Raw genomic sequence first — 24,256 nt, 5'->3', positions numbered from 1 at the left:
CAGTGTTCAGGGCTCGACGGAGCGGGGCCGGCCGCACTTCGGTTACGGATGTTGGGGCCGGTCGAGGTCTGGTTGGGCGACAAGCAGCTCGACCTCGCCGCCCCGCAGTTGCTGGCCGTCTTGGCCATGCTCGCGGCTGAGCCCGGCCGCACGCTCTCGACGACGCAATTGGTCGCGCGCCTGTGGTCCGCGCGCCCGCCCAAGACCGCGGGCAGTGTGCTCCGCAATCATGTCCTCGCCCTGCGCAGGCAGTTCGACGCGCACGGGCACCCCGGTGCGGGGACCGAGTGGCTCGATTCGACCCGCGGCGGCTACCGGCTCGGGGTGCCGGTGGAGTTCGACGTCATCGCGGTCGAAGACCTCATCGCGGGTGCGGAAGCCGATCGGCGCGCGGGTGCAGCCGACGAGGCGAACGCCAAACTGGCCGCGGCCCAGCAGCTGTGGCGCGGCGATCCGCTGATCGGGCTGCCCGGCCCGTGGGCCGAAGGCGAGCGGACGCGGCTGGATCGGTTGCGCCTGGCGATGTACGAGGTCGGGGTCTCGGTGGCGCTGGATCTCGGCCGGTACGCGACCGCCGTCGCGGAATCGGAGGCGCTGATCGCGGCCGATCCGCACTGCGAGCGGTGGTACGAACTGCTGATGATCGCGCTGCATCGCAGCGGCAGGCGGGTCGAGGCCCTGGAGGTCTACCGGACCGCGCGCCGGCTGCTCGCCGATGAACTCGGCCTGGAACCCGGGCCGGAGCTGGTGCGCCTGCATCAGCAGATCCTGTCGGCCGAGTCGATGGACACCGAGCCCGCCTACGAAGCGCCGCCCGCGCCGAAGAGTTTCGATCTGCCGCGGGTCCCGGCGCAGTTGCCGCCGGATATCGCCGACTTCGTCGGACGCACGGAGCTGGCCCAGGAGTTGGGCGGACTGCTCGACGCGGACTGCGCCGGCCGCCCCGTGATCGCGATCACCGGTCTCGGCGGTGTCGGAAAGACCACGCTGGCAGTGCATCTCGCGCATCGCGCGCGCAAACACTATCCGGACGGCGTGCTGTACCTCGATCTCGGTGGCATGGACGAACATCCGCGCTCGGCCGAGGTGCTGCTGGCGGTCGCGTTGCGCGCGTTCGGCATCGAGCCCGGTGAGCTGCCCGCGGAGCTGACCGAGCGCACCGCGCTGTGGCGCGACACCGTGGCGGACAAGCGAGCGCTGCTGGTGCTGGACAACGCGCGCGACGTCGAGCACCTCACCCCGCTGCTGCCCGGACCCGGCACGGCGGCGGTACTGGTGACCAGCCGTTCGAGCCTGGCGGAATTGTTCGGCGCGCGGCTGGTTCCGCTGGACGTGCTCACCCCGGACGAATCGCTGACGCTGTTGGAGCGCATGGCCTCGGTGCGGCGGGTATCGGACGAGCCGGACGCCGCGCGCGAAATCCTGCACGCGTGCGGGCATCTGCCGGTTTCGCTGCGGATCGTCGGTGCGCGGCTGGCGAGCCGACCGAACTGGCGGCTCGCCGCGGTGGCCGAGCGGCTGGCCGACGAGCGCGGCCGGCTCGCCGAACTCGCGGTCGGCAATACCAGTGTGGAACACGTGTTCCGGGACAGTTACCGGCAACTCGCGCCCGAGCTGGCGCGCGTGTTCGTCCTGGTCTCGTTCTCCGACGCGCCCGACCTGTCGGTCGCCGCGATCGCCGCGCTGATCGACCGGGAGCCGGCCGAGGCCGAGCGGCTCTGTGAAGCACTGGTCGATCTGGGCATGCTGCAGACCCCGGAATGGGGCCGCTACCGCTATCACGACCTGTTGCGGCTGTTCGCCCGCGGCGTGGCCGATCAGTTGCGGCAGCAGGAATGGCCGTTCGCCCTGCGCAGGCTGCTCGACTTCTATCTGGCGAGCGCGAAAAACATTGTGGAACTTCGTGATCCGGGTGTCGGCACGGAGTATTACGCCGTCACCGAGCGGGCCGGGCAGCGCTTCACCGACGAACGGCAATGTGCCGTCTGGGCGATGACCGAGCGATCCGGCCTGGTCGCGCTCTATCGGCAGGTCACCGAACTGCCCGGGGCGCAGACCCGCACGCTCGCAGTCGATCTCGCGCTGTCGCTGGCCGTCGGCGGGGACGCCGGCGAGCATCTGCCGCAGGTGGCCGAGGCGCTCGAATTGATGAGTCACGCCGCGGAGAACGACGGCGACCTGCGGACCACGGCGCGCGCCCAACTGGCCGCCGCCGTCGCCCGGTTGGTCGGCATGGGCGATCTGAGTGCCGGGCACATCCTGCGCCATGCCGGGGCGATGCTGCGCGAGGCGGGTGACCGCCCCGGCGCCATCCTCGCCGAACAGATGCTCGGTACGGCCATGGCCTACCAGGAGAAGGTGGACGTGGCCGTGGAGCACTTCCGGCGGGCCATCGAACTGGGCCGCCAGGACGGCAACCAGTGGAGCGAGGGGATGGGCTGGGCGACCCTGGCCCGGGCCTACTGCGATGCGCGGCGCTGGCCGGAAGCGGTCGAGGCCGCGGGCAAAGCCCTGTTCCTCGCGCGCATGGTGGGAAGCCTGCGGCTCGAGTCGATGGCGTTGCACGAGTTGGGTTTTGCGACGGCGCAGCGGGGTGATCCGGAGGAAGGCCGGGAACTGTGCGAGCGGGCGCTCGCGGTGGCCCGCCGTGACGGACGCCGGCATCAGGAGGGCTGGGCGCTGGCCCGGCTCGCCGAGGTGACCCTCTACAGTGGCGACGCCGAAGCCGCGGTGCCGATCGCGGCGGAGGCCGTGCGGGCGCTCACCGAGGTCTCGGCCACCGTGCGCCGCCTGCGGGCCATGCGGGTGTACAGCCGCGCGCTCACCGCTGCCGGGCGCGGCGACGAAGCCGAGTCGATCATGCGCAAAGTCGCGCAATCGCGCCGCCATATCGGCTTGCCCGTGCCCGGACGGCCGGCGCAGAACCCGGCGCCGGTTACGCTCACCGCCAGCTGAGGTCGAGCAGCTTCCGGCGCTTCAACAGAGATCATCTGGGTATCGGACCAGCATGAGCCTCGCGTTGAAGCGGACGGTGAGCACACCCCTGCTGTATTTCTTCATCCTCGGCGACACCCTCGGGGCCGGCGTCTATGTGCTGGTCGGTTCGGTGGCGGGGGAGACCGGCGGCGCGGTCTGGCTACCGCTGCTGGTCGCGCTCGCGCTCGCCACGCTCACCGCGGCCTCCTATGCCGAATTGGCGACCCGGTATCCGCGGGCGGGCGGGTCCGCGCACTACGTCACCACGGCATTCGGGCCCGCTGCCGGATCGTTCGTCGGATTCTGCATGCTGGCGGCCGGTTTGGTGTCGGTGGGCGCGCTGGCCCGGGCCTTCGCCGGGGACTACCTGCAGGCGCTGATCTCGGTGCCCGCGGCGGCGGTCGTGGTGGTCTTCCTGGCCGCGCTCGCCGCGCTCAACATTCGCGGGATCAAAGAGTCCCTGCGCGCCAATGTCGCGGCGACGCTGATCGAATTGGGCGGGCTGGTCCTGATCATCGGGCTCGGCGCGTGGATCATCGCGCGCGGCGACGGCGACCTGCACCGCGTCACCGAGGTCGGCACCGCCGAGCACGGGCCGTTCGGGGCGGTGCTCGCCGGGACCGTGCTCGCGTTCTACTCGTTCGTCGGGTTCGAGACGTCGGTGAATCTGGCCGAAGAGATCGAGAACCCGCGGCGCTCGTATCCGCGGGCGCTGTTCGGTGCTTTGCTCACCGCGGGCGTGGTCTATGTGCTGATCGGCTTCGTGGCCAGTGCCAGTGTGCCCACCGGACAACTGAGCGGGTCCAGTGGTCCGCTGCTCGAGGTGGTGCGGGCGGCCGGGGAGCTGCCGGACTGGCTGTTCAGCCTGATCGCGCTGGTCGCGGTGGCGAACGGGGCGCTGCTCACCGGCATCATGTCGTCCCGGCTGACCTACGGCATGGCCCGGGACGGCTTGCTGCCGCCGCTCTTCGCCCGGGTGCTGCCGGGGCGGCGGACGCCGTGGGTGGCGATCCTGGCGACCTCCGCGGTCTCCCTGGTGCTCGCCTCGACCGGCGAAGTCGATTCGCTCGCCGCCACTTTGGTGCTGTTGCTGCTCGTCGTGTTCGCCGCCGTCAACGCCGCGGTGCTGGTGCTGCGCCGCACCGCGGGCGGCGAACCGGACCATTTCCGGGTGCCGGTGTTCCTCCCGTGGCTGGGCCTGGCGTCGTGCCTGTTCCTGTTCACCCGGATCGAGGGTGAAGTGTGGTTGCGGGGCTTGATCCTGGTCGCCCTCGGCGTCGCGCTCGCCGCCGTCAACGCGGTCCGCGCCCGCAACGGCGGCGAACTACCGACCAGAGCGTCCGCCGACACCGAACCGGACGAACGTTTTGCCCGCGCCGAGGAGGGAAGGCGTAACGCGCCCGGCACCACCCGCACCGAGGACAAGTGACGCGCTCGGTGATCACATGCGTTCGTGGACGGTGAGCAGGAAATGGTCGAAGCGGGTGCGGAGTTCGACCATGGGGCCGTCGAGGGCGGTGAGCTCGGAGAGCAACTGGGTGGCCAGGACGCGCAGTTCGACGCCGGTCTCCTGGGAGCGCCAGACGAGCACCCGGAAGGCTTGGTCGGCACTGATTCCGTAGACCAGGCGCAGCGCGCCTTTGGCCTGTTCGATGGCGGCGCGGGCGGTGTACAGCTCGGGCAGGGCGCCGTCGAGGGCTTGCCTGCGGTCCTCGGCGAGGGTGTCGGTGATATCGACGTAATAGCCGGAGGTGCCGACCACTTTCGCCTTGGCGTCGTACATGTCGTCACCGACCACCAGCACGTGGCGCACCCGTCCGCTGGTGTCGATGATCCGGTGTCTGCTGCAGAATGGTTCACCGGTTTCGACGGTGCGCGCGATGGTGTTCGCGACCTGTTCCCGATCGTCCGGATGTTTGTGGGAGAGCAGCAGTTCGGTGGTCGGCTGGACCGAACCCGGGGCGTAGCCGTGGATCTGCGCGACCTCGTCGGACCATTCCCAGCGCTCGTCGGCCAGCCAGAACCGGAAGGTGCCCGCGTTCTGCCACGCGCCCGCGCCGAGGACTTCCTCGATCGGGTGACCCGGTTCGCTTTTGGGCGCGAGCAGTGGTGTCGCCGCGCCCTGGTTGTCGTTGCCGCCGCCCCGCGCGATGTCCGGCATATCGACAGGCTGATCCACGAACTGCCCCTTCCCACCTCGACCGATTTCGTTGCTGTGGTCGGCTGGCGGGGTCTGGGGCAGCGCGTTCCGAGCGACAAGATTACCGCGCGCCGCCGACAGCTCGGCGGCGAGGCACGCCGAGATTTCAGTCGCTGCGCGCGACGGTCAGTTGGTCCGGGACGAACGCCTCGGGGATGGGCCGGCGCACCGCGCGCTGCTCCACCACGCGAAAGCCCGCCGCTACGATCAGTTCCCGCATTTCGGCGGGCGGCGGAAAGTAGGCGACCCCCTGGATCGCGGTGGGTTGCAACAGCGGCGCGAACCGGCTGCGCGGGTTGATCACGACGATCGCGAGTAACCCACCGGGGGAGAGGATCCGGTGGAACTCGGCCAGCGCGCCGGGCTGGTCGAAGAAGTGAAAGGCGTGGGTGGAGACCACGGCGTCGACCGAACCCGCGGGCAGGCCGAGGTCCTCGGCCCGGCGATTGATCCAGTTGACCTGTCCGGAGCGGGTTTTCGCCTGCCGCAGCATGCCGGGGGAGGCGTCGCAGCCGTAGATCACATCAGGCTGCAACTCCTGCTGGATGCGGGCGGCGAGAATTCCGGTGCCGCAGCCGACGTCGGCGATCCGTCGGATGTCCGCGCGGCGCAACTGGTCGATGATCTCGTCCTGCGGCGGCCGATACAGGACCCGCTGCGCGAGCGGATTGTTGTAGATCGCGGCGAGCCGGTTCCAGCCGGAGGTCACCAGTCGGTTGTAGGCGCGGGCCGGTGGCGTGGTGGCTGACATCGTTGTCCCTTCGGCGGTGGCAGGCTCGAGTGTAGGTTGTCTGAGACAATTTTCCCAGGCTCAGGTCACCGAGCTTTTCGACGTGGCACTCAGCGGTGTGGCGATGTCCTCGAGCGAACGACCTTCCGCGCGCACGCCGTAGGCCAGCTCGACCAGGCCCGCCGCGAACATCGTGGCCGCGCCGATGGCGAAGGCGAGCGCGGTCTTGCCCGGGTCGCCGTCGGCGGACAATTTCGAGAACACCAGCGGACCGGCCACGCCGCCGGCGAAGGTGCCGATCGCGTAGAAGAACGCGATGGCCATCGCGCGCGTCTCCATCGGAAAGATCTCGCTCACCGTCAGATACGCCGCGCTCGCCCCGCAGGAGGCGACGAAGAGCACCACGGTCCAGCATGCGGTCAAGGTCACCGCGGAGAGCTGGCCCGCCGCGAAAAGCCATGCGGTGCCGAACAACAGCACCGCCGAGCCGAGATAACAGCCCGCGATCATCGGCTTGCGGCCGACGGTGTCGAACAACCGGCCCAGCAGCAGCGGCCCGAGGAAGTTGCCGAAGCAGATCACCGCGAAGTAGTAGCCGACCCGATCGTCGGGCACGTCGAACGATTTCGCCAGGATGAGCGCGTAATTGAAGGTGATGGCGTTGTACAGGAACGCCTGCCCGACGAACAGGGCGAGGCCGAGCGCGCTGCGGCGCGGATAGTGGCGCACCATCACCGCCGCGATCTCGCGGAAGCTGATGGTGCGCCGCTGCTCGATCTCGATCCGTTGCTCCGACACGTCTTCCAGCTCGGCACCGGTATCGGTGCGGACCTGCTTCTCGATATCGGCGACGATCCGGTCGGCGCCGTCCTCGCGCTCGTGGATGAACATCCAGCGCGGGCTTTCCGGCACATGCCTGCGCACCACCAGAATGATCAGTCCGAACACCGCGCCCAGCGCAAAGGTCAAGCGCCAGCCGATATTCGGTGCGAACCAATCGGTGTTCAGCGCGACGATGGACAGCAGCGCGCCGCCCACCGCGCCGAGCCAATAGGTCCCGTTGATCACGATGTCGATGCGGCCGCGGTACTTTCGCGGGATCAGCTCATCGATCGCGGAATTGATCGCCGCGTACTCGCCGCCGATGCCGAACCCGGTGAAGAACCGGAAGAGGATGAACCACCACATCGAGAACGAGACGGCGGTCAGCGCCGTCGCGATCAGATACACCGCGAGGGTGATCAGGAAGAGCGTCTTGCGGCCGAATCTGTCGGTGAGCCAACCGAAGAACAGCGCCCCGGTGCACGCGCCGGTGACGTACATCGCGGCCGCCACACCGGAAACCTCTGCGGCGGTGATGTCTATCCCGCTGCCCGGCTCGGACAATCGACTCGCCACGCTACCGACAACGGTGACCTCGAGGCCGTCCAGGATCCAGACCGACCCCAGCCCGATCACCACCATCCAGTGCCAGCGCGACCACGGCAATCGATCCAGGCGCGCCGGGATATCGGTCGATATCGTCCGCACAGGCCACCACCTCCCGGTTACTGACCGACGGTTACCCGGGGCCGCAACGGATAATCAGCGGTCCCGCGCAGCGCCCGCCGACCGGGGCGTCATCCGGCGTTCGCGGCCGCGACCAGCGCCGCCCGGGCCGCCCGGACCGCCGGGTGGTTGCCGGTGCCGCGCCGATACGCCAGGTGGGTGCGCCGCCGGGCGGGCAGCGGGGTCAGCGTCACCTCGGCCGGGCAGTCGAGCGCGCCGAGCTCCGGCACCAGCGCGACCCCCTGCCCGGCCGCGACGAGCGCGAGCACGGTGCCGAAATCGTCGGCGTGATGGCGGATCCGCGGCGTGAAACCCGCTGCCTGGCAGGCCCGGACGGTCATCGTGTAGCACAGCGTGTCGGGAATCCCTGCGATCCAAGCGGTTTCGCGGTACGCGACGAGCGGCTCGGCGGTCGGCGCGGCCAGATAGATCGTCTCTGCCAGCAGTGGCTCGGTGTCGAGGGCGGGGTCGGGTTCGACCGGCACGTAGTCGTATTCCTGTACGAGCGCGACGTCGAGCGCTTCCGCGCGCAACGCGGCGGGCGCGGTCGCCGGATCGATCTCGGTGACCATCAGTTCCAGGCGGGGATGATCCCGGCTCAGCGCGACGAGCGCCGGGGAGAGAATGGTGCGAATGGCGGTGGGAAAGGCGCCGATCCGCAGGGTTCCGGCGAGTTCGGTACGCGCCGTGGCCATGTCGGCGGCGGCCTGTTCGAGCACCGCGAGGATGGTCTCGGCGTGCTCGACCAGCGTGCGCGCCGCCGGGGTGAGTGTGACCCGCCGCCCGGTCCGTTCGAGCAGCGGCACGCCCGCTTCTCGTTCCAGCGCCGTGAGTTGCTGCGATACCGCAGACGGTGTGTAGGCCAGTGCCTCGGCGACCGCCGCGATGGTCTCCCGATGCGAGAGCTCGCGCAGCAGGCGCAGTTTGCGAATGTCGAGCATCAGGTCAGCTTATGCTCGAATGTAGAAATGTGAACTGGACCTGACGCTTTGCGCCCGTCACCCTCATAACCATGACGCTCGCAGGCCTTTTCGTCCCCCTTGTCACGCCGTTCACGGCCGAGAACGCCCTGGCCGCCGACGCGCTGGCCGGATTGGCCCACTCGGCGCTCGCCGAGGGCGCGACCGGCTTGGTCGCGCTCGGCACCACCGCCGAAGCCGCGACGCTGACCCCGGCCGAACGCGCCCGGGTCATCGACATCTGCGCGAGCGTGTGCCGGGAACACAACGCGCCCTTGATCGTCGGCGCCGGCTCCAACTCGACGGCCGACTCCGCCGACGCGCTGGCCGCGCTGTCGGGGCAGATCGCGGCCGCGCTCACGGTCGTGCCGTACTACACCCGGCCCACCGAGGCCGGGGTGCTCGCGCACTTCCGGGCGCTGGCCGGGGGCAGTCCGGTGCCGCTGGTGGTCTACAACATTCCGTATCGCACCGGCCGCACGCTATGCGCGGAGACCCTGCTCGATATCGCCGCGCACCCGAACATCATCGGCGTCAAACATGCCGTCGGCAGCATCGACGAGGCCACCATCGCGCTGATGGGCGCACGTCCCGCGGACTTCGCCGTGCTGGCGGGCGACGACCTGTTCGTCTCACCGCTGCTGGCACTCGGCGCCGAGGGTGGGATCCTGGCCTCCGGCATCGTGGCCACCGCGCCGTTCACCGCGCTCATCGCGGCCTGGCGCGACGGCCGGGTCGGGGCGGCGCGCGCACTCGGACACCGGCTGGCCGCGCTGTCGGCCGCCCTCTTCGCCGAGCCCAACCCCACCGTGATCAAGGCCGTTCTCGCGGCTCAGGGACGGATTCCGAGCCCGGCGGTGCGGCTGCCGCTGCTGCCGGCCGGCGAGGTCGCGACCGCGGCCGCCCTGGCCGAAATCGAACTTTTCTCGCGAATGGCAGGACAATTTGCTGGTGTAGCGGCTGAAGAAGTGCAACGCTGAAGCGGTGACACAACCTCCGGATACGCAGGCGACGACGCCTGATCCGACCGCCGACAAACTCGACGCGGCGGTCTTCAAGGTGGCGGGCGTCGTGGTACTCGGCGCGATCATGTCGATTCTCGACATCACCGTCGTCAACATCGCGTTGCCCACCTTCCAGGACACTTTCGACACGAGCTACGCCATCGCGGCGTGGACCGTGACCGGCTACACCCTCGCCCTGGCCACGGTCATTCCGCTCACCGGATGGGCCGCGGACCGCTTCGGCACCAAGCGCCTCTACATGGCGGCGCTCGCCTTCTTCGTGCTCGGGTCGGTGCTCTGCGCGCTGGCCTGGAACATCCAGTCGCTCATCGCCTTCCGCGTGGTGCAGGGCATCGGCGGCGGCATGCTGATGCCGCTCGGCATGACGATCATGACGCACGCGGCCGGTCCGCAGCGGGTCGGCCGGGTGATGGCGGTGCTCGGTGTGCCGATGCTGCTCGGCCCGATCTGCGGCCCCATCCTCGGCGGCTGGCTGATCGAATTCCATTGGCAGTGGATCTTCTTGATCAATCTGCCGATCGGCATCGTCGCGCTCATCCTGGCGCAGGTGGTGTTCCCCGCCGACAAGCCGGAACCGGCGGAGTCGTTCGACTTCGTCGGCATGCTGCTCGCCTCGCCGGGCCTGGCGTTGTTCCTGTTCGGCGTCTCGTCGATCCCCGGCGAGGGCACGGTGCTCGCGACCAAGGTGCTGCTGCCCGCGATCATCGGCTTGATCCTGTTGGTGGCGTTCGTCTTCCACGCGCTGCGCACCGAGCACCCGTTGATCGATCTGCACCTGTTCCGCAACCGGGCGCTGACCTTCTCGGTGCTCACCATGGTGCTGTTCGCGATCGCCTTCTTCGGCGGCAGCCTGCTGCTGTCGGCCTATCTGCAGCAGGTGCGCGGCGAATCGGCGTTGCAGACCGGATTGTTGCTGGTGCCACAGGGATTGGGCGCGATGCTCACCATGCCGGTGGCGGGCAAGCTGGTGGACAAGATCGGCCCGGGCAAGATCGTGCTGGTCGGCATCGCGTTGATCACGGTCAGCACCGCGTTCTTCGTGCAGCTGAAGGTGGACACGTCGTATCCGATGATGCTGGCCGCCCTGTTCGTGATGGGTCTCGGCATGGGCTGCACCATGATGCCGATCATGACCGCGGCGATCCAGACGCTGACCCACCAGCAGGTCGCCCGCGGCTCGACCCTGATGAACATCATCAACCAGACCGGCGGTTCGATCGGCACCGCGACGATCTCGGTGGTGCTGACCGCGCTGCTGAACGATCGGGAGTTCGCGCTGCCCGCGATCGCCGCGACCACCAAGCCCGAACTGGCGAGTCAGCTGCCGCCGGGTGTGCTGGAGGCCGGATTGGACCAGGCCGCAACGGCATTCAGCCACACCTACATCGTGGCGCTGGTGCTGATCGTGCTCACCCTGATACCGGCGTTCTTCCTGCCGCGGACCAAGCCGAAGAATCCCGACGCGGTCGATGCGGTGGCCGCGGTGCACGTCTAGTGCCTCGTGCCGAGATCGTCACTGCCGGTGGCGATCTCGGCACGCGTAGCGGCGCTCAGCTGGGCAGGTCGTCCACCGTGGCTTCGTTCCTGGACAGGTTGATGCCCAGGTTCGCCGCCGCGCGCTCCAGGTCCTCGTCGTCGCCGTCGCGCATCTCGATCGCGAGGCCTTCCGCGGAGAGGACTTCGACGTTGAGGCACAGCGACTGGAGTTCCTTGAGGAGCACCTTGAACGACTCCGGAATGCCCGGCTCCGGAATGTTCTCGCCCTTGACGATCGCCTCGTAGACCTTCACCCGGCCCACGATGTCGTCGGATTTGATCGTGAGCAGTTCCTGCAGCGTGTAGGCCGCGCCGTAGGCCTGCATCGCCCAGCACTCCATTTCACCGAAGCGCTGGCCACCGAACTGGGCCTTACCGCCGAGCGGCTGCTGGGTGATCATCGAGTACGGACCGGTCGAGCGGGCGTGGATCTTGTCGTCGACCAGGTGGTGCAGCTTCAGGATGTACATGTAGCCGACCGCCACCGGGTACGGGAACGGTTCACCCGAACGCCCGTCGAACAGCGTCGCTTTCCCGTCCGCGCCCACCAGCACGTCGCCGTCCCGATTGGGCAGTGTCGACCCGAGCAGTCCGGCCAACTCGGCATCCTGGGCGCCGTCGAAGACCGGCGTCGCGATATTGCTGTTCGGCGGCGCGGACCGCAGTGCTTCGGGCAGTGCCGCGGCCCACTCCGGTTCCCCCTGAATCTCCCAGCCGGCCTTGCCGATCCACCCGAGGTGGGTTTCCAGGATCTGGCCGATGTTCATACGCCGCGGCACGCCGTGGGTGTTGAGGATGATGTCGACCGGGGTGCCGTCGGGCAGGAAGGGCATGTCCTCGGTGGGCAGGATCTTGCCGATGACGCCCTTGTTGCCGTGGCGGCCGGCGAGCTTGTCACCGTCTTGGATCTTGCGCTTCTGCGCGACGTAGACGCGTACCAGCTCGTTGACACCGGGAGGCAGGTCGTCGTCGTCCTCGCGGGAGAACACCCGGATGCCGATGACCTTGCCGGACTCACCGTGGGGGACCTTGAGCGAGGTGTCGCGCACCTCGCGGGCCTTCTCCCCGAAGATCGCGCGCAGCAGCCGCTCTTCCGGGGTCAGCTCGGTCTCGCCCTTGGGGGTGACCTTGCCGACCAGGATGTCGCCGTCGCGGACCTCGGCGCCGATGCGCACGATGCCACGCTCGTCGAGGTCGGCCAGGACCTCGTCGGAGACGTTGGGGATATCGCGGGTGATCTCCTCGGCACCGAGCTTGGTGTCGCGGGCGTCGATCTCGTGCTCTTCGATGTGGATCGAGGTCAGCACGTCCTCTTCCACGAGGCGCTGCGACAGGATGATCGCGTCCTCGTAGTTGTGGCCCTCCCACGGCATGATCGCCACGAGCAGGTTCTTACCCAGCGCCATCTCACCGTTCTCGGTGCACGGCCCATCGGCGAGCACCTGACCGGTCTCGACCCGCTGCCCCTCGTCCACGATCGGCCGCTGGTTGTAGCAGTTGCCTTGATTCGAACGCGCGAACTTGCGCAGCCGGTAGCTGCGCCGGGTGCCGTCGTCGGCCATGACGGTGAGGTAGTCGGCCGAAACCTCTTCCACCACACCGGCTTTGTCATTGATGACCAGATCGCCCGCGTCGATGGACGCCCGCAATTCCATGCCGGTGCCGACGATCGGGGCCTCGGAACGGATCAGCGGCACGGCCTGGCGCTGCATGTTCGCGCCCATCAGGGCGCGGTTGGCGTCGTCGTGTTCCAGGAAGGGGATCATCGCCGAGGCGACCGACACCATCTGGCGCGGTGAGACATCCATGAAGTCGACCTCGGCGGGGGCGACGTATTCCACCTCCTCACCGAAACGTCGTGCCAGCACCTTGCTTTCGGACAGGCGCCGGTCGGCGTCGACCGGCGAGTTGGCCTGCGCGCGCACGTAGCGCTCTTCTTCGTCGGCGGTGAGGTAGACGATCTCGTCGGTGACCTTGCCGTCGATCACCCGGCGGTACGGCGTCTCGATGAAGCCGAACGGATTGACCCGCGCGTACACCGAAAGGTAGCCGATCAGGCCGATACTCGGGCCTTCCGGCGTTTCGATCGGGCACATCCGGCCGTAGTGGCTGAAGTGGATGTCGCGCACCTCGAGGCTGGCGCGTTCCCTGGTCAGGCCGCCGGGGCCGAGGGCGGACAGGCGGCGCTTGTGCGTGAGCCCGGCGAGCGGGTTGTCCTGCATCATGAACTGCGAGAGCTGGGAGGTGCCGAAGAACTCCTTGATCGACGCGCTCACCGGGCGGATGTTGATCAGGGTCTGCGGCGTGATCGCCTCGACGTCCTGGGTGGTCATCCGCTCGCGGACCACGCGCTCCAGCCGGGACAGGCCGATGCGGATCTGGTTCTGGATCAGCTCGCCGACGGTCCGGACGCGCCGGTTGCCGAAGTGGTCGATATCGTCGAGTTCGACCGGGATCTCGGTACCGCCGGGCCCTGTCATCGTCTTGTCGCCGGCGTGCAGGTGCGCCAGGTACTCGATGGTCGCGAGCAGGTCCGTCTCGGTGAGCGTGGTCGTCGTGCTGTCGGTGATGCCGAGTTTCTTGTTGGTCTTGTAGCGACCCACGCGGGCGAGGTCGTAGCGCTTCTCCTTGAAGAACAGGTTCTCCAGCAGGGTCTGCGCGGACTCCTTGGTCGGCGGTTCGCCCGGCCGCAGCTTGCGGTGGATGTCCAGCAGCGCTTCGTCGGCGCCGTTCGTGTGGTCCTTCGCCAGCGTCGACAGCATGACCTCGGAGAAACCGAACCGCTCGGCGATCTGTTCCGGACTCCAGCCGAGTGCCTTGAGCAGTACGGTCACCGGCTGACGGCGCTTGCGGTCGATGCGGACGCCGACGGTGTCGCGCTTGTCGATGTCGAACTCCAGCCACGCGCCACGCGACGGGATGATGCGCACGCTGTACAGATTCTTGTCGGTGGTCTTGTCCACCGATTGATCGAAATAAACTCCGGGCGAGCGGGTCAGCTGTGAGACGACGACGCGCTCGGTGCCGTTGATGATGAACGTGCCCTTGTCGGTCATCATCGGGAAATCACCCATGAAGACCGTCTGGCTCTTGATCTCACCGGTGTTGTTGTTGATGAACTCCGCGGTGACGAACAGCGGCGCCGCGTAGGTCATGTCCTTGTCTTTGCACTCGTCGATCGAGGCCTTGACCTCTTCGAACCGAGGATCGGAGAAAGACAGGGACATCGAGCCCGCGAAATCCTCGATCGGGGACAGTTCCGCGAGTATTTCCTCGAGTCCGCCGACCGGGTCGGTCTCGCCGCGGGCGAGTGCCCCGGCCCGCCAGTCCGGTGTGCCGATCAGCCAGCCGAACGAATCGGTTTGCAGGTCGAGCAGCTTGGGCACATCGATGGGTTCTTGCACTCTGGCGAAAGACACCCGGTGCGGCGCTCCGGGGATAGCGGCAACGGCCACGGCGTGATCGGCGTCGGTCTGGGGCGATACGGGCACGGTGCGTCCTTTCGGGACTTCGCTGCTGACGAATTGCACGTGCGCGCCTGCGGACAGAGCTCACGCATCAGCAAGAAAGTGAGCATCACGGCGAACGGTGATACTCACTGCTGTTTGATTCGAGAGTCCGGACAGGAGGCGGCCTGCGCAACGCTTCAAATTACTCGCAGATTTCCGGCAGCGCAACAGGCATTCGAAGTTATTTGCCCGGATCGAATCCGTTGCGAATGTTTCCCGCATTTATAGATTAACTCTGCGGCGCTGATGAAGTCAAGGTTTTGACAATTGGCCGATTAATTGGATACACTGAAAAGGGGAGCGGGGGTCGATACATCCGCGGTTCAGACCGCGTCGAGGAAATCCAGGACGAGCGGGCTCGCCACCGCGCGGAACTCGTCGAAGTAGGCGTGCCGAGCGCCGGGGATCAGCTGCATGCGCGCGTGCGGGATCCGCTCGGCCAGCAGCGGCGCATTCGCCACGGGGTTGAACCGGTCCTCGGTGCCGTGCACCACCAGCGTCGGCGCGCCGATCTCCGGCAGCACCTCCCACGCGTTGTGCTTGTTGCTCGCGACCAGGTGCCTGCGCTTGGCGTAGGCGGGCATCTCGGGGTCGCCGAGCGTAGTGAACGGGCCGGGCGTGCGCGCCAGCCACTCCGGTGTGTACATCAACTCGAGCAGCGCCCGCCGGGCCGCGGTCGCGTCGGGCTGGATGAGCGACTGCCTGATCTCAGGACCGCGTTCGACGCTGTGCCTGCCACCCGGTGACGTGCAGCCGAGCACCAGTGCGTGCACCCGATCCGGGTGCCGGGCCGCCAGCCATTGGCCGACCCGCCCGCCCATCGACGTGCCGTACACCGCCGCCCGCTCGATCCCGAGATCGTCGAGTACCGCGACCACATCCGCGGCGAAACCCACTGTGCTGTACGGCTCGTCGGGTTTGTCGCTGTCGCCGGTGCCGCGCCAGTCGAGAGTGACGGTGCGATACCGGGTTTCGAAGTCCGTGCGGATCCCGTCCCACCAGTGGTGGTTGTTGGCCTGTCCGGCGAGCAGGACCAGCGGTGTGCCGGCGCCTGCGGTCTGGTACGCGAGGCGAACGCCGTCGGCGGCCTTGGCATGCGGCACAGTACTGATCCTTTCGCGAGGGGTCGGTCTACTTGCTCGAACGCAGGCCGTCGAACACGAATTCCAGGCAGCGCCGCCAGGCGGGGGAGCCGGTGGCCTCGCCGAGCAACGACAGCGCCCACACCAGATTCGTCACGTCCTCGTCGCTCGCGTCCGCGCGGAGCACGCCCGCGCGCCGGGCCCGTTCCAGCAGGGTGGCCAGGTGCGACATGCCGCGATGGCAGGCCGCGGCCAGCTGGTCTGCGGCGGGGTGCTCGCGAGTGAGGGCCTCGAGCAGGCCGCGGTCGGTGGTCATCTGGCCGAGCAGATCTTCGAGGAATCCGGTGAGTGCCGTCCAGGCGTCCGGCTCGGCCTGCGCGCGGACGGCGAACTCGTCCAGCGCCGCCAAACGGGGCGGAAGCAGCGCTTCGATCAGCGCGTCCCGGTGCGGGAAGTGGTTGTAGAGCGTGCCGATGCTCACCCCGGCGCGGCGGGCGATCTCCTCGAGGGAACCGTCCAGACCCTGCTCGGTGAACACATCGGCGGCCTCGCGCAGCAATCTCTCGCGGTTGCGGGCCGCGTCACGGCGCAGCGGTTTGGTCATGGGGACCATCCTACAAAAGTCGAGGGCCTCCTCGATTTCGTGCTACCTTCTGAAAATGAGGAGCCCCTCAATATTTAGGAGGAGAGACAGATGTCCCCATCAACGGCGGTGATCGTCGGCGCCGGACCCGGCCTCGGCATGTCGACGGCCGCGCGCTTCGGCCGCGAAGGCTTCCGGGTCGCGCTGATCTCGCGCAGCCCGGCTCGGCACGAGCAGTATGTGAAAGACCTTGCCGCGCAGGGGATCGATGCCACGGCCCGGGCTGCCGACATCACCGATCCCGCCCAGCTGAAGTCCGCACTCGCCGAGATCGGCGGGGAGGTGGAAGTGGTCTACTACGGGCCTGCGACGACCCAGCCTGCCGCCCCGCTCGCCGACATCGCCGAAATAGACGTTGCGACCGCACAATCCGGCTTCGAACTGGTCTGGCCCGCGCTGGACCTGGTGCGCGAGGTCCTGCCCGGCATGCTCGAACGTGGTTCCGGCGGACTGCTGTTCGCGGGCGGGCTCTCCAGCGTGCGGCCCATGCCGATGCTCGGCCAGCTGGCCTTGGCCTCGGCCGCGCTGCGCAACTATGCCGTCACGTTGCATGCCGCCCTCGCCGACCGCGGTGTCTACGCGGGCACGCTGACCATCGGCGGCCTGATCGAGCGCGGCGACATCCACGCCATGGTCACCGCGGCTCCCGGGCATTTCGGCGACGCGGCGGGCCACACCCTCGACCCCGACGAACTCGCCGACAAGGCCTGGGACATGTACCGCGCCCGGGATCGGGCCGAAGAGGTGTTCGACGTGTTCGGCGGGTGAGCCCGGGCGGCAGATGGAGCCGTGACGCACTCCATCTGCCGTTGCGCGCCAAGCGGACTCAGGCGGGTGCCGCGCCCGCCATGTGGTACCGCACCGTCGGGCTCCAGAGGAAGAACCCGTGCACGCCCGCATCGCGGGACGCATCGATCTGCGCCTGCACCTCGTGCGGGCCGTAGTTCACGCCGAGACTGAAATCCTGCAGCCAGGGCACGATTTTCGCGCCGGTGCCCTGGGTCTGGGCGCGGAAATCCTGGAGTGAGCGGAACACGATGTCATAAGGCTGGGCGTTGGGGTTCGCGACGCCGTACTCACCCGCGTTCCAATGCGACGGATACAGCATCGGCGCGATGTAGTCGACGTGGCGGGCCATGCGCGGAATGTCCTGCGCGATCTGGTCCGGACGGGTCGAGGCGATGCCGAAGACGGCGGCGCTCTGATCGGCGCCCGCGTCGCGCACGGGATCGCGGCTCTCGCGCAGGAACTCGGCGATCGACATGCTCGGGGACTCGGTGGAACCGGGGAACACCATCTGCGAGAGGTCGCCGTCGGGGCGGCGGATGTAGTCGTACATGATGCCGTCGAAACCGAGTTTCGCCGCCTCGACGGCGAGATCGATGTTGTATCGGCGCATTTCGGGGCTGGCGAAATTGGTGAACGCGATCGGCCCGTACTTGCTCGCGTAGGGTCCGCCACCGGGGTTCTGGATGACCCAGTCCGGATGCCCGGCGTGCCAGGCCCATTCGGCCATCCGGCTGTCGCGGAACGCGACGATGCGGCCGACCACGCGCAGGCCCATGTCGTGCAGTTGCCGCAATGCGGCGGGTGCGTCGTAGATCGCCTCGACAGCGCCGGACTCGCGGGCGAGCGGCACCTGGGAGTCGTAGCCGACGACGCCGTCCTCGTCCTTGATATCGAGCTGGACGGTGTCGATCCGGCCGTCGCGGGCCAGGTTCAGTACGTCCTCGCGCAGCCCCTCGTGCGACCACGCGTGCGCGGTGACGTGGACCGCCCGGATCGGCGCCGTCTCCATGGCCGTGGTGATCGGCTGGGTGGTTTCGTTGCCCGCGAGATCGACCGCGACCACGCGCGCGCCGATCGGCGCGCGCGGGAGGGGGATCTCGAATGTTCCGTCGGCCGCGGGAGTCGCGGTCCGATCACCGATCGATACCCGGTCTGCGCCTTGGGCTTTGCCGCGCACCGTGACCGGCTGACGGTAGGACGTCACGTTCGCCGGTTGGCTCACCTCGAGCGCGGGTGCTTCGTTGTCCACGGTGAAGGTCTCGGTCGCCCCCGGGCCTGTCCGCAAGAAACCGAACGCGCCCCCGGCCGGGATCTCCGCGGTGAATCTGTGCCCCCCACTGGCTAGTCTCTCCGGTCTGTACACTACGGCATTGCCCTCGACCTGTCCGGTGACCGGCTCGCCGTCCAGCTCCAGTCGCATGGCGTGCGGATCGTGATCGCGCGCGTCCACCCGCAATGTCAAGGCGGACAACGCGGTCGCGCCGATCGGGCCGGCGGGTACACCGGTCACCGTCAAACCGGTGGGTTCGGCCCGGACCGAGCTGATGGTCACAGAAGCGACGAGAATCGATAAGGCTGCGGTAACAATTACTGCCGTCAACCGTCGGTGCCCTGGAAGGCGGACCCATTCGAGCAACGCGCACACCAACTTTCGTTCGAAGATGTTTCTACTATCCCGGCTGTGCCGCACTGTCGCGATTACTTTCGGTCAATGTCCTCCACGGGAAAATCGGCGAGTTCGCGTAGCGTTGGGCCGATGGCGAAGAGCACAACGATCGGTGTTCGAGTTATGTTGTCGGCATTGTTGTTCGCGGCCGGCACGGGATGTACCGCGGCGGAATCCACCGTCGGGGATCAGCGAGTGCGCGCGACGACGGACGCCGCGTCCGCGGTCGCACCGGCGCCCGATCCCGTTGCGGTGCAGGCGAACGAACTCGGCGTCGTGCCGATCCTGATGTATCACCAGCTGTCCGCGGCGCCGGTCAGCGACTACGACCAGACCCCGGCCAAGTTCCGCGCCGAGCTCGATCGGCTGTACCGGGAGAACTATCGGCCGGTGACCGCGTCGGCCTATGTCTCCGGTGCCATCGATATCCCCGCAGGCACCCATCCCGTGGTCCTCACCTTCGACGATTCGACCCTGAGTCAGGTCTCGTTCACCGACAACGGGCAGCCCGCACCCGACACCGCGCTCGGCCTCCTCGAACAGTTCCGCGCCGAGCATCCCGACTTCGCCCCTACCGCAACCTTTTATGTCAACAACGAGCCCTTCGCGGGCGACGAGCGCGCACTGTCCTGGCTCGCGGCGCACGGCTACGAGATCGGCGCCCACACCGCCGCCCACGCGAACCTCGGTCAGCTCGACGGTGCCGGCGTGCAGCGCGAACTGGCCGAGAACGTCCGCGCGATCACGGCCGCGACGCCCGGTCCGGTGCGCACCATGGCGTTGCCGCTCGGGATCTATCCGGCCGACCGCGCCCTGGCCGTCGCGGGCGACTGGGCCGGCACCCACTACGCCTTCGACTCCGTCATGCTGGTCGGCGCCGAGCCCGCTCCGTCCCCGTTCGGTTCGATCGACCGCACCGCGGTACCGCGAATCCGTTCGGGCAGAGAGCCGGTCGCCTTCGACTCGACGTATTGGCTCGACCGGCTTGCCGAGCACCCCGACCAGCGTTACACCTCGGACGGTAACCCGATCAAGATCATTTTTCCGGCAGGCGTGTCCGGCGAGTTGAACGCACATTGGTCAGATCGGGCGCAGTCCTACTGATCGCGGCCGGGCCTGCTCGACGCGAAAACACCGAGGCAGCCGGGAGATCATCCCTGCTGCCTCGGTGCGGCGGACGGCAGAACGCTCAGCGTGCGCGAGGTGTGCGCACTGCCATTTCTTCGAGCGCGGCGACCATCAGATCGATCTCCGCGCAAGTGTTGTAGAAGGCGAACGACGGGCGCACCGTCGCCTCCAGGCCGAGCCGTCGCAGGATGGGCTGAGCGCAGTGGTGCCCCGCCCGGACCGCGATGCCCTTCTCGTTCAAGGCTTTACCGACCTCGATCGGCTCGTAGCCGGCCATCACGAAGGAGAGCACGCTCGCCTTCTCCGCGGCGGTGCCCACCAGCCGCACGCCCGGCACCGCCGCGACCCGCGGCGTCGCGTACTCGAGCAGCCCGTGCTCGTAGCGAGCGATGGCGTCCATGCCGAGGCGCTCGACGTACTCGATCGCGGCACCGAGACCGACCGCGTCGGCGATGTTTCCGGTGCCCGCCTCGAATCGCCCGGGGGGCGGCTGGAACAGCGAACGTTCCAGGGTCACGTCGCTGATCATGTTGCCCCCGCCCTGCCACGGCGGTACGTCCTGCAGTACCTCGGATTTCCCGTAGACCACGCCGATTCCGGTGGGGCCGAACACCTTGTGGCCGGAGAACACGAAGAAATCCGCGCCGATCGAGCGCACATCGATGGCGGCGTGTGGCACCGATTGCGCGCCGTCGACGAGCGTGACCGCACCCGCGCGCTGTGCCTCGGCGACGATCTCGCGCACCGGCGTGATGGTGCCGAGCGCGTTCGAGACGTGGGTCACAGAAACGAGTTTGGTGCGATCGGAGAGCAACCGGGTGTATTCGCCGAGCAGCAGCTCACCGTTGTCGTCCACCGGGATGACCCGCAGCTGGGCGCCGGTCTCGGCCGCAAGCAGCTGCCAGGGCACGATATTCGCGTGGTGTTCGAGATGGGAGATGACGATCTCGTCACCCGCGCGCAGATTCTTGCGGCCCCAGGTCTGCGCGATCAGGTTGATGCCCTCGGTCGCGCCGCGGACGAAGATGATCTCCTCGGCCGAAGCCGCGCCGATGAACCGAGCCACGATATCGCGGGCCTGCTCGTAGGCATCGGTGGAGCGCGCCGCCAATTCGTGTGCGGCGCGGTGGATATTGGAGTTCTCGTGTTCGTAGAAGCGCGCGATACGCTCGATCACCGCCCGCGGCTTCTGCGTGGTCGCCGCGTTGTCGAACCAGACCAGCGGATGGCCGTTCACCCGCTCGCGCAGGATCGGGAAATCGTTACGCACCGCGTGCACGTCGAACGGGGGGTGCGCGGCGGGGAAACGGTTCGGCGCGATACCGCTCGAAACCGGCGCCGCCGCAGTGGGCTCCAGGAAATAGAAGCTCGGCGCCGTCGACGGTTGCTGCGTGGTCTCGGGAAAACGCTGCGGAGACAGCACTTCCCGGAGCGAGGGCAGCGCGGTGAGGAACGGATCGCGGTGGATGTCCGCGGGGTTCACCGCCGCGTTCGACGACCGCCCGGCCGCGTCCGACATCGGGACGTCGCTGCCCCAGGTCGGTACATAGGGGTCGGGGGTGGCTCCGCCGGGCGGTGCGGCGCCGGCGGATCTCGGTGTCGCCGCGGACGCCGCGCCCGGTACGGAGGGTTCCGGGGTGCGACCGCCCGGCGGTGCGCTACTCGAAACCTCCTGCGCCGTCTCCGATGTCGCTACGGACGCGACATCTCCGCCGACGGGAGTGCTCGACGGCACTTCGACGCCGGATACACCGAGGACGTAGGTACCCGGTGCTTCGCGTCCGGTGCCGGTCACGCCCGACGTTCCCACCGGCGGATGCGCACCCGGGTGCGCCGCCCCCGAAAAGCCCGTCCCACCAAGGGAAGTCGCCGACGGCAGCGGCGATGGTGCAGGCACATTCGGCGGCGACGCCGGGAGATCCGGCTGTGCCACGCTCACGCCCGCCGGTGCGGCGGGCAGGCCCGCCGACGCCGACGGCAGCGCCGAGAAGAATTCGCCGGCCAGACGATTCAGTGTCGCCTCGTCCGGCAGCAGCCACCCGGCACCACCGTCGTCCGCTGGGCGCGAGACGTCAGCTCCGGTAGGTCGGTGCGTAGTCATGGAACTTGCCCACCTCGGCTCCGTCGAGCACTGCCACCGCGTCGTCGGTCAGGACGGCCAACGAGCAGTACAGCGACACCAGATACGACGCGATCGCGCTGCGATCGATACCCATGAACTTCACCGAAAGCCCCGGTCCCTGTTCGCCGGCCAGCCCCGGCTGGTACAGGCCGACCACGCCTTGTCGGGCCTCGCCGGTGCGGATCAGCAGGAACTTGGTCTTACCGCGTTCCACCGGCACCTTGTCCGACGGAATGATCGGGATCCCGCGCCAGGTCAGGAACTGGGAGCCGAACATGCTCACCGTCGGTGGCGGCACACCGCGCCGGGTGCATTCCCGCCCGAACGCGGCGATGCCCTGCGGGTGGGTCAGGAAGAAGCCGGGCTCCTTCCAGACCCTGGTGATCAGATTGTCGAGGTCGTCGGGCGTCGGCGGGCCGGCGATCGTCGAGAGCCGTTGCTTCTTGGCTGTATTGGCGATCAGACCGTAGTCCGGGCTGTTGATCAGCTCGCCCTCTTGGTGTTCCTTGATCGCTTCGATGGTCAAGCGCAACTGCTGAGCTATCTGATCGTGCGGGCTCGAATACAGATCGGAGACGCGCGTGTGCACATCGAGGATGGTGTGCACGGCCTTGAGCCGATACTCGCGCGGGTCCCGCTCGTAGTCGATAAAGGTCTCCGGCAGCGGAGACTCGTCGAAGTTGTCGCACTGGATATCGACGGTTTGTTCGTGGGTAACCCGGTTACGTCGGTAGATACCGGCTTCGACGGGTACCCAGTTCAACAGATGGACCAACCACCGCGGAGTGATCGACTCCATCTGCGGCACGGTCTTTGTTGCGTTCGCCAGTGTGCGGGCCGCTTCATCGCCCAACGCCACCGGCTGTGGAACAGCTTTAGTCATCGAACCACCTTGGGATCGGCAAATCCACCGTTACCAGCCCGCTCATGCTAGACCCTGCCGCGCTCGTTGCCCGGATAGACCCTATTCGCCGCCTCGCTCCGCGCGCCGCGGTCGGCAGCCGCTCAGCGGCTCGTGCGCTCGCCGCCGTTGACCGCCAATACCTGACCGGTCAGTTGGCGTGCGCCCGGCGAAGCGAGATAGGTTGCCGCGGAAGCGATGTCCTCGGGGAGGCCGGGCCGCCCGGTGTGCGTGGCGGCGATGAGCGCATCGCGGCGCTGCTCGGTCAGCCGGTCGCGGAAGAATTCGGTGTCGGCGATGTAGCCGGGGGCGATGACGTTCGCGGTGACGCCGCGCGGGCCGAGTTCGGCGGACAGTTGCATATTCCACGAGGCGAGACCGGCCTTGGCCGCGCCGTATGCGCCCGCCCCCTTGTCCGCGGCGATGGACCCGATGTTGATCACGGTCCCGCCCGCGGCCAGGCGGTCGCGCAGTGCCGTGGTCATCAGCACCGCGCTGATCAGGTTCGCGTCCAGGTTTGCGCGCCAGGCGGCGGCCACGGCGGCCAGGTCGGTGGGGGAGTCCTGGTCGAAGTCGGTGTTGCCGCCCGCGTTGTTGACCAGGACATCGATCCGGTCGGGCAGCGCCGTGCGCAGCGCCTCGATCTGCGCCGGATCGGTGGCGTCGCAGACCTGATCGGTGACGCCTAGTTCGGTGGCCGTCGCGCGCAGCGCCTCGGCGCGTCGTCCGGTGATCACCACGGCGTCGCCCGCGGTCGCGAAGGCCGCGGCGATCGCCCGGCCGATGCCGGTCGCGCCACCGGTCACCACAATGTTGCGTGGCATGTCTACCTCTCGTATGGGGTACGTTTAGATCTAAACCGTAGCTCTCGTTCAGGGCTGAACGCAACCAGGAGGTGCGCATGGATCCCGACGATCCGGTCGACGCGATCGCGATGGCGTGGCAGCGGGAGCGGCCGGGCACTCCGGTCGACGGCATCGGCGTGGTGACCCGAATCTGGCAGCTGGCCAAGACATTCGGTGACGATCGCCGCCGGGTGCTGGCCGCCGAGGGAGTCGACACGGCCACCCTCGACCTGCTCAGCGTGCTGCGCCGCAGCGGCGCGCCCTACCGGCTGACCACCCGGCAGCTCAAGGAGCAGACGATGCTCACCGCGGGCGCGATCTCCCAGCGCGTCGCGCGGGCCGAAACCGAAGGCCTGGTGACCCGCGCCCCGCTCGGCGACGGCTCGCGCGGGGTGATCGTCGAATTGACCGGTGCCGGACACGCTGTGGTCGAACGGCTGGTCGACCAGGTCCTCGGCCGGGAGTCGGAGCTGCTCTCCGGTCTCACCCGCGCCCAGCAGTCCGACCTGACCGAACTGCTGCGTGTGCTGCACCAGGATCTGATGACCCGCCTCGGTACGCACAAGATCACCCAGGTCGGCGGACCTGACATTTGAG

The 24,256-nt window shown here is 68.2% G+C and carries 18 protein-coding genes; 7 read left to right on the top strand and 11 right to left on the bottom strand.

Annotation, left to right across the window (positions count from 1 at the left end; genetic code table 11):
• Positions 1-48 precede the first annotated feature (48 nt).
• Both NVU01S_RS17875 and NVU01S_RS17870 read left to right on the top strand, forming a co-directional pair.
• Positions 49-2,955 carry an AfsR/SARP family transcriptional regulator gene (locus NVU01S_RS17875; protein WP_052280563.1) on the top strand — a complete coding sequence of 969 codons (2,907 nt, stop codon included), beginning with the start codon at positions 49-51 and terminating at the stop codon, positions 2,953-2,955.
• A 52-nt stretch (positions 2,956-3,007) separates the two neighbouring features.
• Positions 3,008-4,405 carry an APC family permease gene (locus NVU01S_RS17870; protein WP_052280562.1) on the top strand — a complete coding sequence of 466 codons (1,398 nt, stop codon included), beginning with the start codon at positions 3,008-3,010 and terminating at the stop codon, positions 4,403-4,405.
• A 12-nt stretch (positions 4,406-4,417) separates the two neighbouring features.
• On the opposite strand, the gene NVU01S_RS17865 is transcribed toward NVU01S_RS17870, so the two are convergent.
• From NVU01S_RS17865 to NVU01S_RS17850, 4 genes are all read right to left on the bottom strand, one after another.
• Positions 4,418-5,155, bottom strand: coding sequence for a PAS and ANTAR domain-containing protein (locus NVU01S_RS17865; protein ID WP_043670051.1), 738 nt, complete (start codon positions 5,153-5,155; stop codon positions 4,418-4,420).
• A gap of 127 nt (positions 5,156-5,282) precedes the next feature.
• A complete protein-coding gene (locus NVU01S_RS17860; RefSeq protein WP_043670049.1) occupies positions 5,283-5,927 on the bottom strand; it encodes a class I SAM-dependent methyltransferase in 645 nt (214 codons plus the stop codon).
• Positions 5,928-5,987: 60 nt separating this feature from the next.
• On the bottom strand, positions 5,988-7,436 hold the full coding sequence (locus NVU01S_RS17855) for an MFS transporter (RefSeq protein ID WP_043670047.1): 1,449 nt from the start codon (positions 7,434-7,436) through the stop codon (positions 5,988-5,990).
• Positions 7,437-7,525: 89 nt separating this feature from the next.
• Positions 7,526-8,395: a LysR family transcriptional regulator gene (locus NVU01S_RS17850; protein ID WP_043670045.1), complete on the bottom strand. Its 870-nt coding sequence runs from the start codon at positions 8,393-8,395 to the stop codon at positions 7,526-7,528.
• Positions 8,396-8,466: 71 nt separating this feature from the next.
• On the opposite strand from NVU01S_RS17850, the gene dapA reads away from it, so the two are divergent.
• Together dapA and NVU01S_RS17840 are read left to right on the top strand one after the other, a co-directional pair.
• The gene (dapA, locus tag NVU01S_RS17845) at positions 8,467-9,393 is read left to right on the top strand and encodes a 4-hydroxy-tetrahydrodipicolinate synthase (RefSeq protein ID WP_043670043.1); all 927 of its coding nucleotides are present in this window, start codon (positions 8,467-8,469) and stop codon (positions 9,391-9,393) included.
• A 4-nt stretch (positions 9,394-9,397) separates the two neighbouring features.
• Entirely contained in the window at positions 9,398-10,933 is a 1,536-nt protein-coding gene (locus NVU01S_RS17840) for a DHA2 family efflux MFS transporter permease subunit (RefSeq protein WP_043670041.1), read from the top strand.
• Between the two features lie 55 nt (positions 10,934-10,988).
• On the opposite strand, the gene rpoB is transcribed toward NVU01S_RS17840, so the two are convergent.
• The 3 genes from rpoB to NVU01S_RS17825 all read right to left on the bottom strand — a co-directional run bounded on the left by rpoB (position 10,989) and on the right by NVU01S_RS17825 (position 16,169).
• Positions 10,989-14,465 (bottom strand): DNA-directed RNA polymerase subunit beta, encoded by a 3,477-nt coding sequence (gene rpoB / locus NVU01S_RS17835; protein WP_156161565.1) that lies wholly within the window; start codon positions 14,463-14,465, stop codon positions 10,989-10,991.
• Between the two features lie 341 nt (positions 14,466-14,806).
• A complete protein-coding gene (locus NVU01S_RS17830) occupies positions 14,807-15,586 on the bottom strand; it encodes an alpha/beta fold hydrolase (RefSeq protein WP_043670038.1) in 780 nt (259 codons plus the stop codon).
• A 28-nt stretch (positions 15,587-15,614) separates the two neighbouring features.
• Positions 15,615-16,169, bottom strand: coding sequence for a TetR/AcrR family transcriptional regulator (locus tag NVU01S_RS17825; RefSeq protein ID WP_052280561.1), 555 nt, complete (start codon positions 16,167-16,169; stop codon positions 15,615-15,617).
• A gap of 90 nt (positions 16,170-16,259) precedes the next feature.
• On the opposite strand from NVU01S_RS17825, the gene NVU01S_RS17820 reads away from it, so the two are divergent.
• Positions 16,260-16,976 (top strand): SDR family NAD(P)-dependent oxidoreductase, encoded by a 717-nt coding sequence (locus NVU01S_RS17820; RefSeq protein WP_043670034.1) that lies wholly within the window; start codon positions 16,260-16,262, stop codon positions 16,974-16,976.
• 58 nt (positions 16,977-17,034) lie between these two features.
• Here NVU01S_RS17820 and NVU01S_RS17815 read toward each other — a convergent pair whose 3' ends face one another.
• Positions 17,035-18,549 carry a putative glycoside hydrolase gene (locus NVU01S_RS17815; RefSeq protein WP_052280560.1) on the bottom strand — a complete coding sequence of 505 codons (1,515 nt, stop codon included), beginning with the start codon at positions 18,547-18,549 and terminating at the stop codon, positions 17,035-17,037.
• A 204-nt stretch (positions 18,550-18,753) separates the two neighbouring features.
• Here NVU01S_RS17815 and NVU01S_RS17810 point away from each other — a divergent pair, with 204 nt between their 5' ends.
• Entirely contained in the window at positions 18,754-19,767 is a 1,014-nt protein-coding gene (locus NVU01S_RS17810) for a polysaccharide deacetylase family protein (RefSeq protein ID WP_244467226.1), read from the top strand.
• Between the two features lie 85 nt (positions 19,768-19,852).
• On the opposite strand, the gene NVU01S_RS17805 is transcribed toward NVU01S_RS17810, so the two are convergent.
• From NVU01S_RS17805 to NVU01S_RS17795, 3 genes are all read right to left on the bottom strand, one after another.
• Entirely contained in the window at positions 19,853-21,892 is a 2,040-nt protein-coding gene (locus NVU01S_RS17805; protein WP_167829377.1) for a family 2A encapsulin nanocompartment cargo protein cysteine desulfurase, read from the bottom strand.
• A complete protein-coding gene (locus NVU01S_RS17800) occupies positions 21,864-22,796 on the bottom strand; it encodes a family 2A encapsulin nanocompartment shell protein (RefSeq protein WP_043670028.1) in 933 nt (310 codons plus the stop codon). The genes NVU01S_RS17805 and NVU01S_RS17800 overlap by 29 nt, the downstream gene beginning before the upstream one ends.
• Before the next feature lie 122 nt (positions 22,797-22,918).
• Positions 22,919-23,638, bottom strand: coding sequence for an SDR family NAD(P)-dependent oxidoreductase (locus NVU01S_RS17795; RefSeq protein ID WP_043670025.1), 720 nt, complete (start codon positions 23,636-23,638; stop codon positions 22,919-22,921).
• A gap of 77 nt (positions 23,639-23,715) precedes the next feature.
• Between NVU01S_RS17795 and NVU01S_RS17790 the strand changes: the two genes are divergently transcribed.
• Complete coding sequence (locus NVU01S_RS17790; RefSeq protein WP_043670022.1) at positions 23,716-24,255, top strand: MarR family winged helix-turn-helix transcriptional regulator; 540 nt, start codon at positions 23,716-23,718, stop codon at positions 24,253-24,255.
• The last annotated feature ends 1 nt before the right edge of the window (position 24,256 follow it).

Origin of the sequence: Nocardia vulneris, assembly GCF_001613425.1 — a bacterium.
Lineage (GTDB): Bacteria > Actinomycetota > Actinomycetes > Mycobacteriales > Mycobacteriaceae > Nocardia > Nocardia vulneris.
The sequence above is the reverse complement of the archived record's forward strand: the minus strand, read 5'-3'. Positions and strand labels throughout refer to the sequence as shown.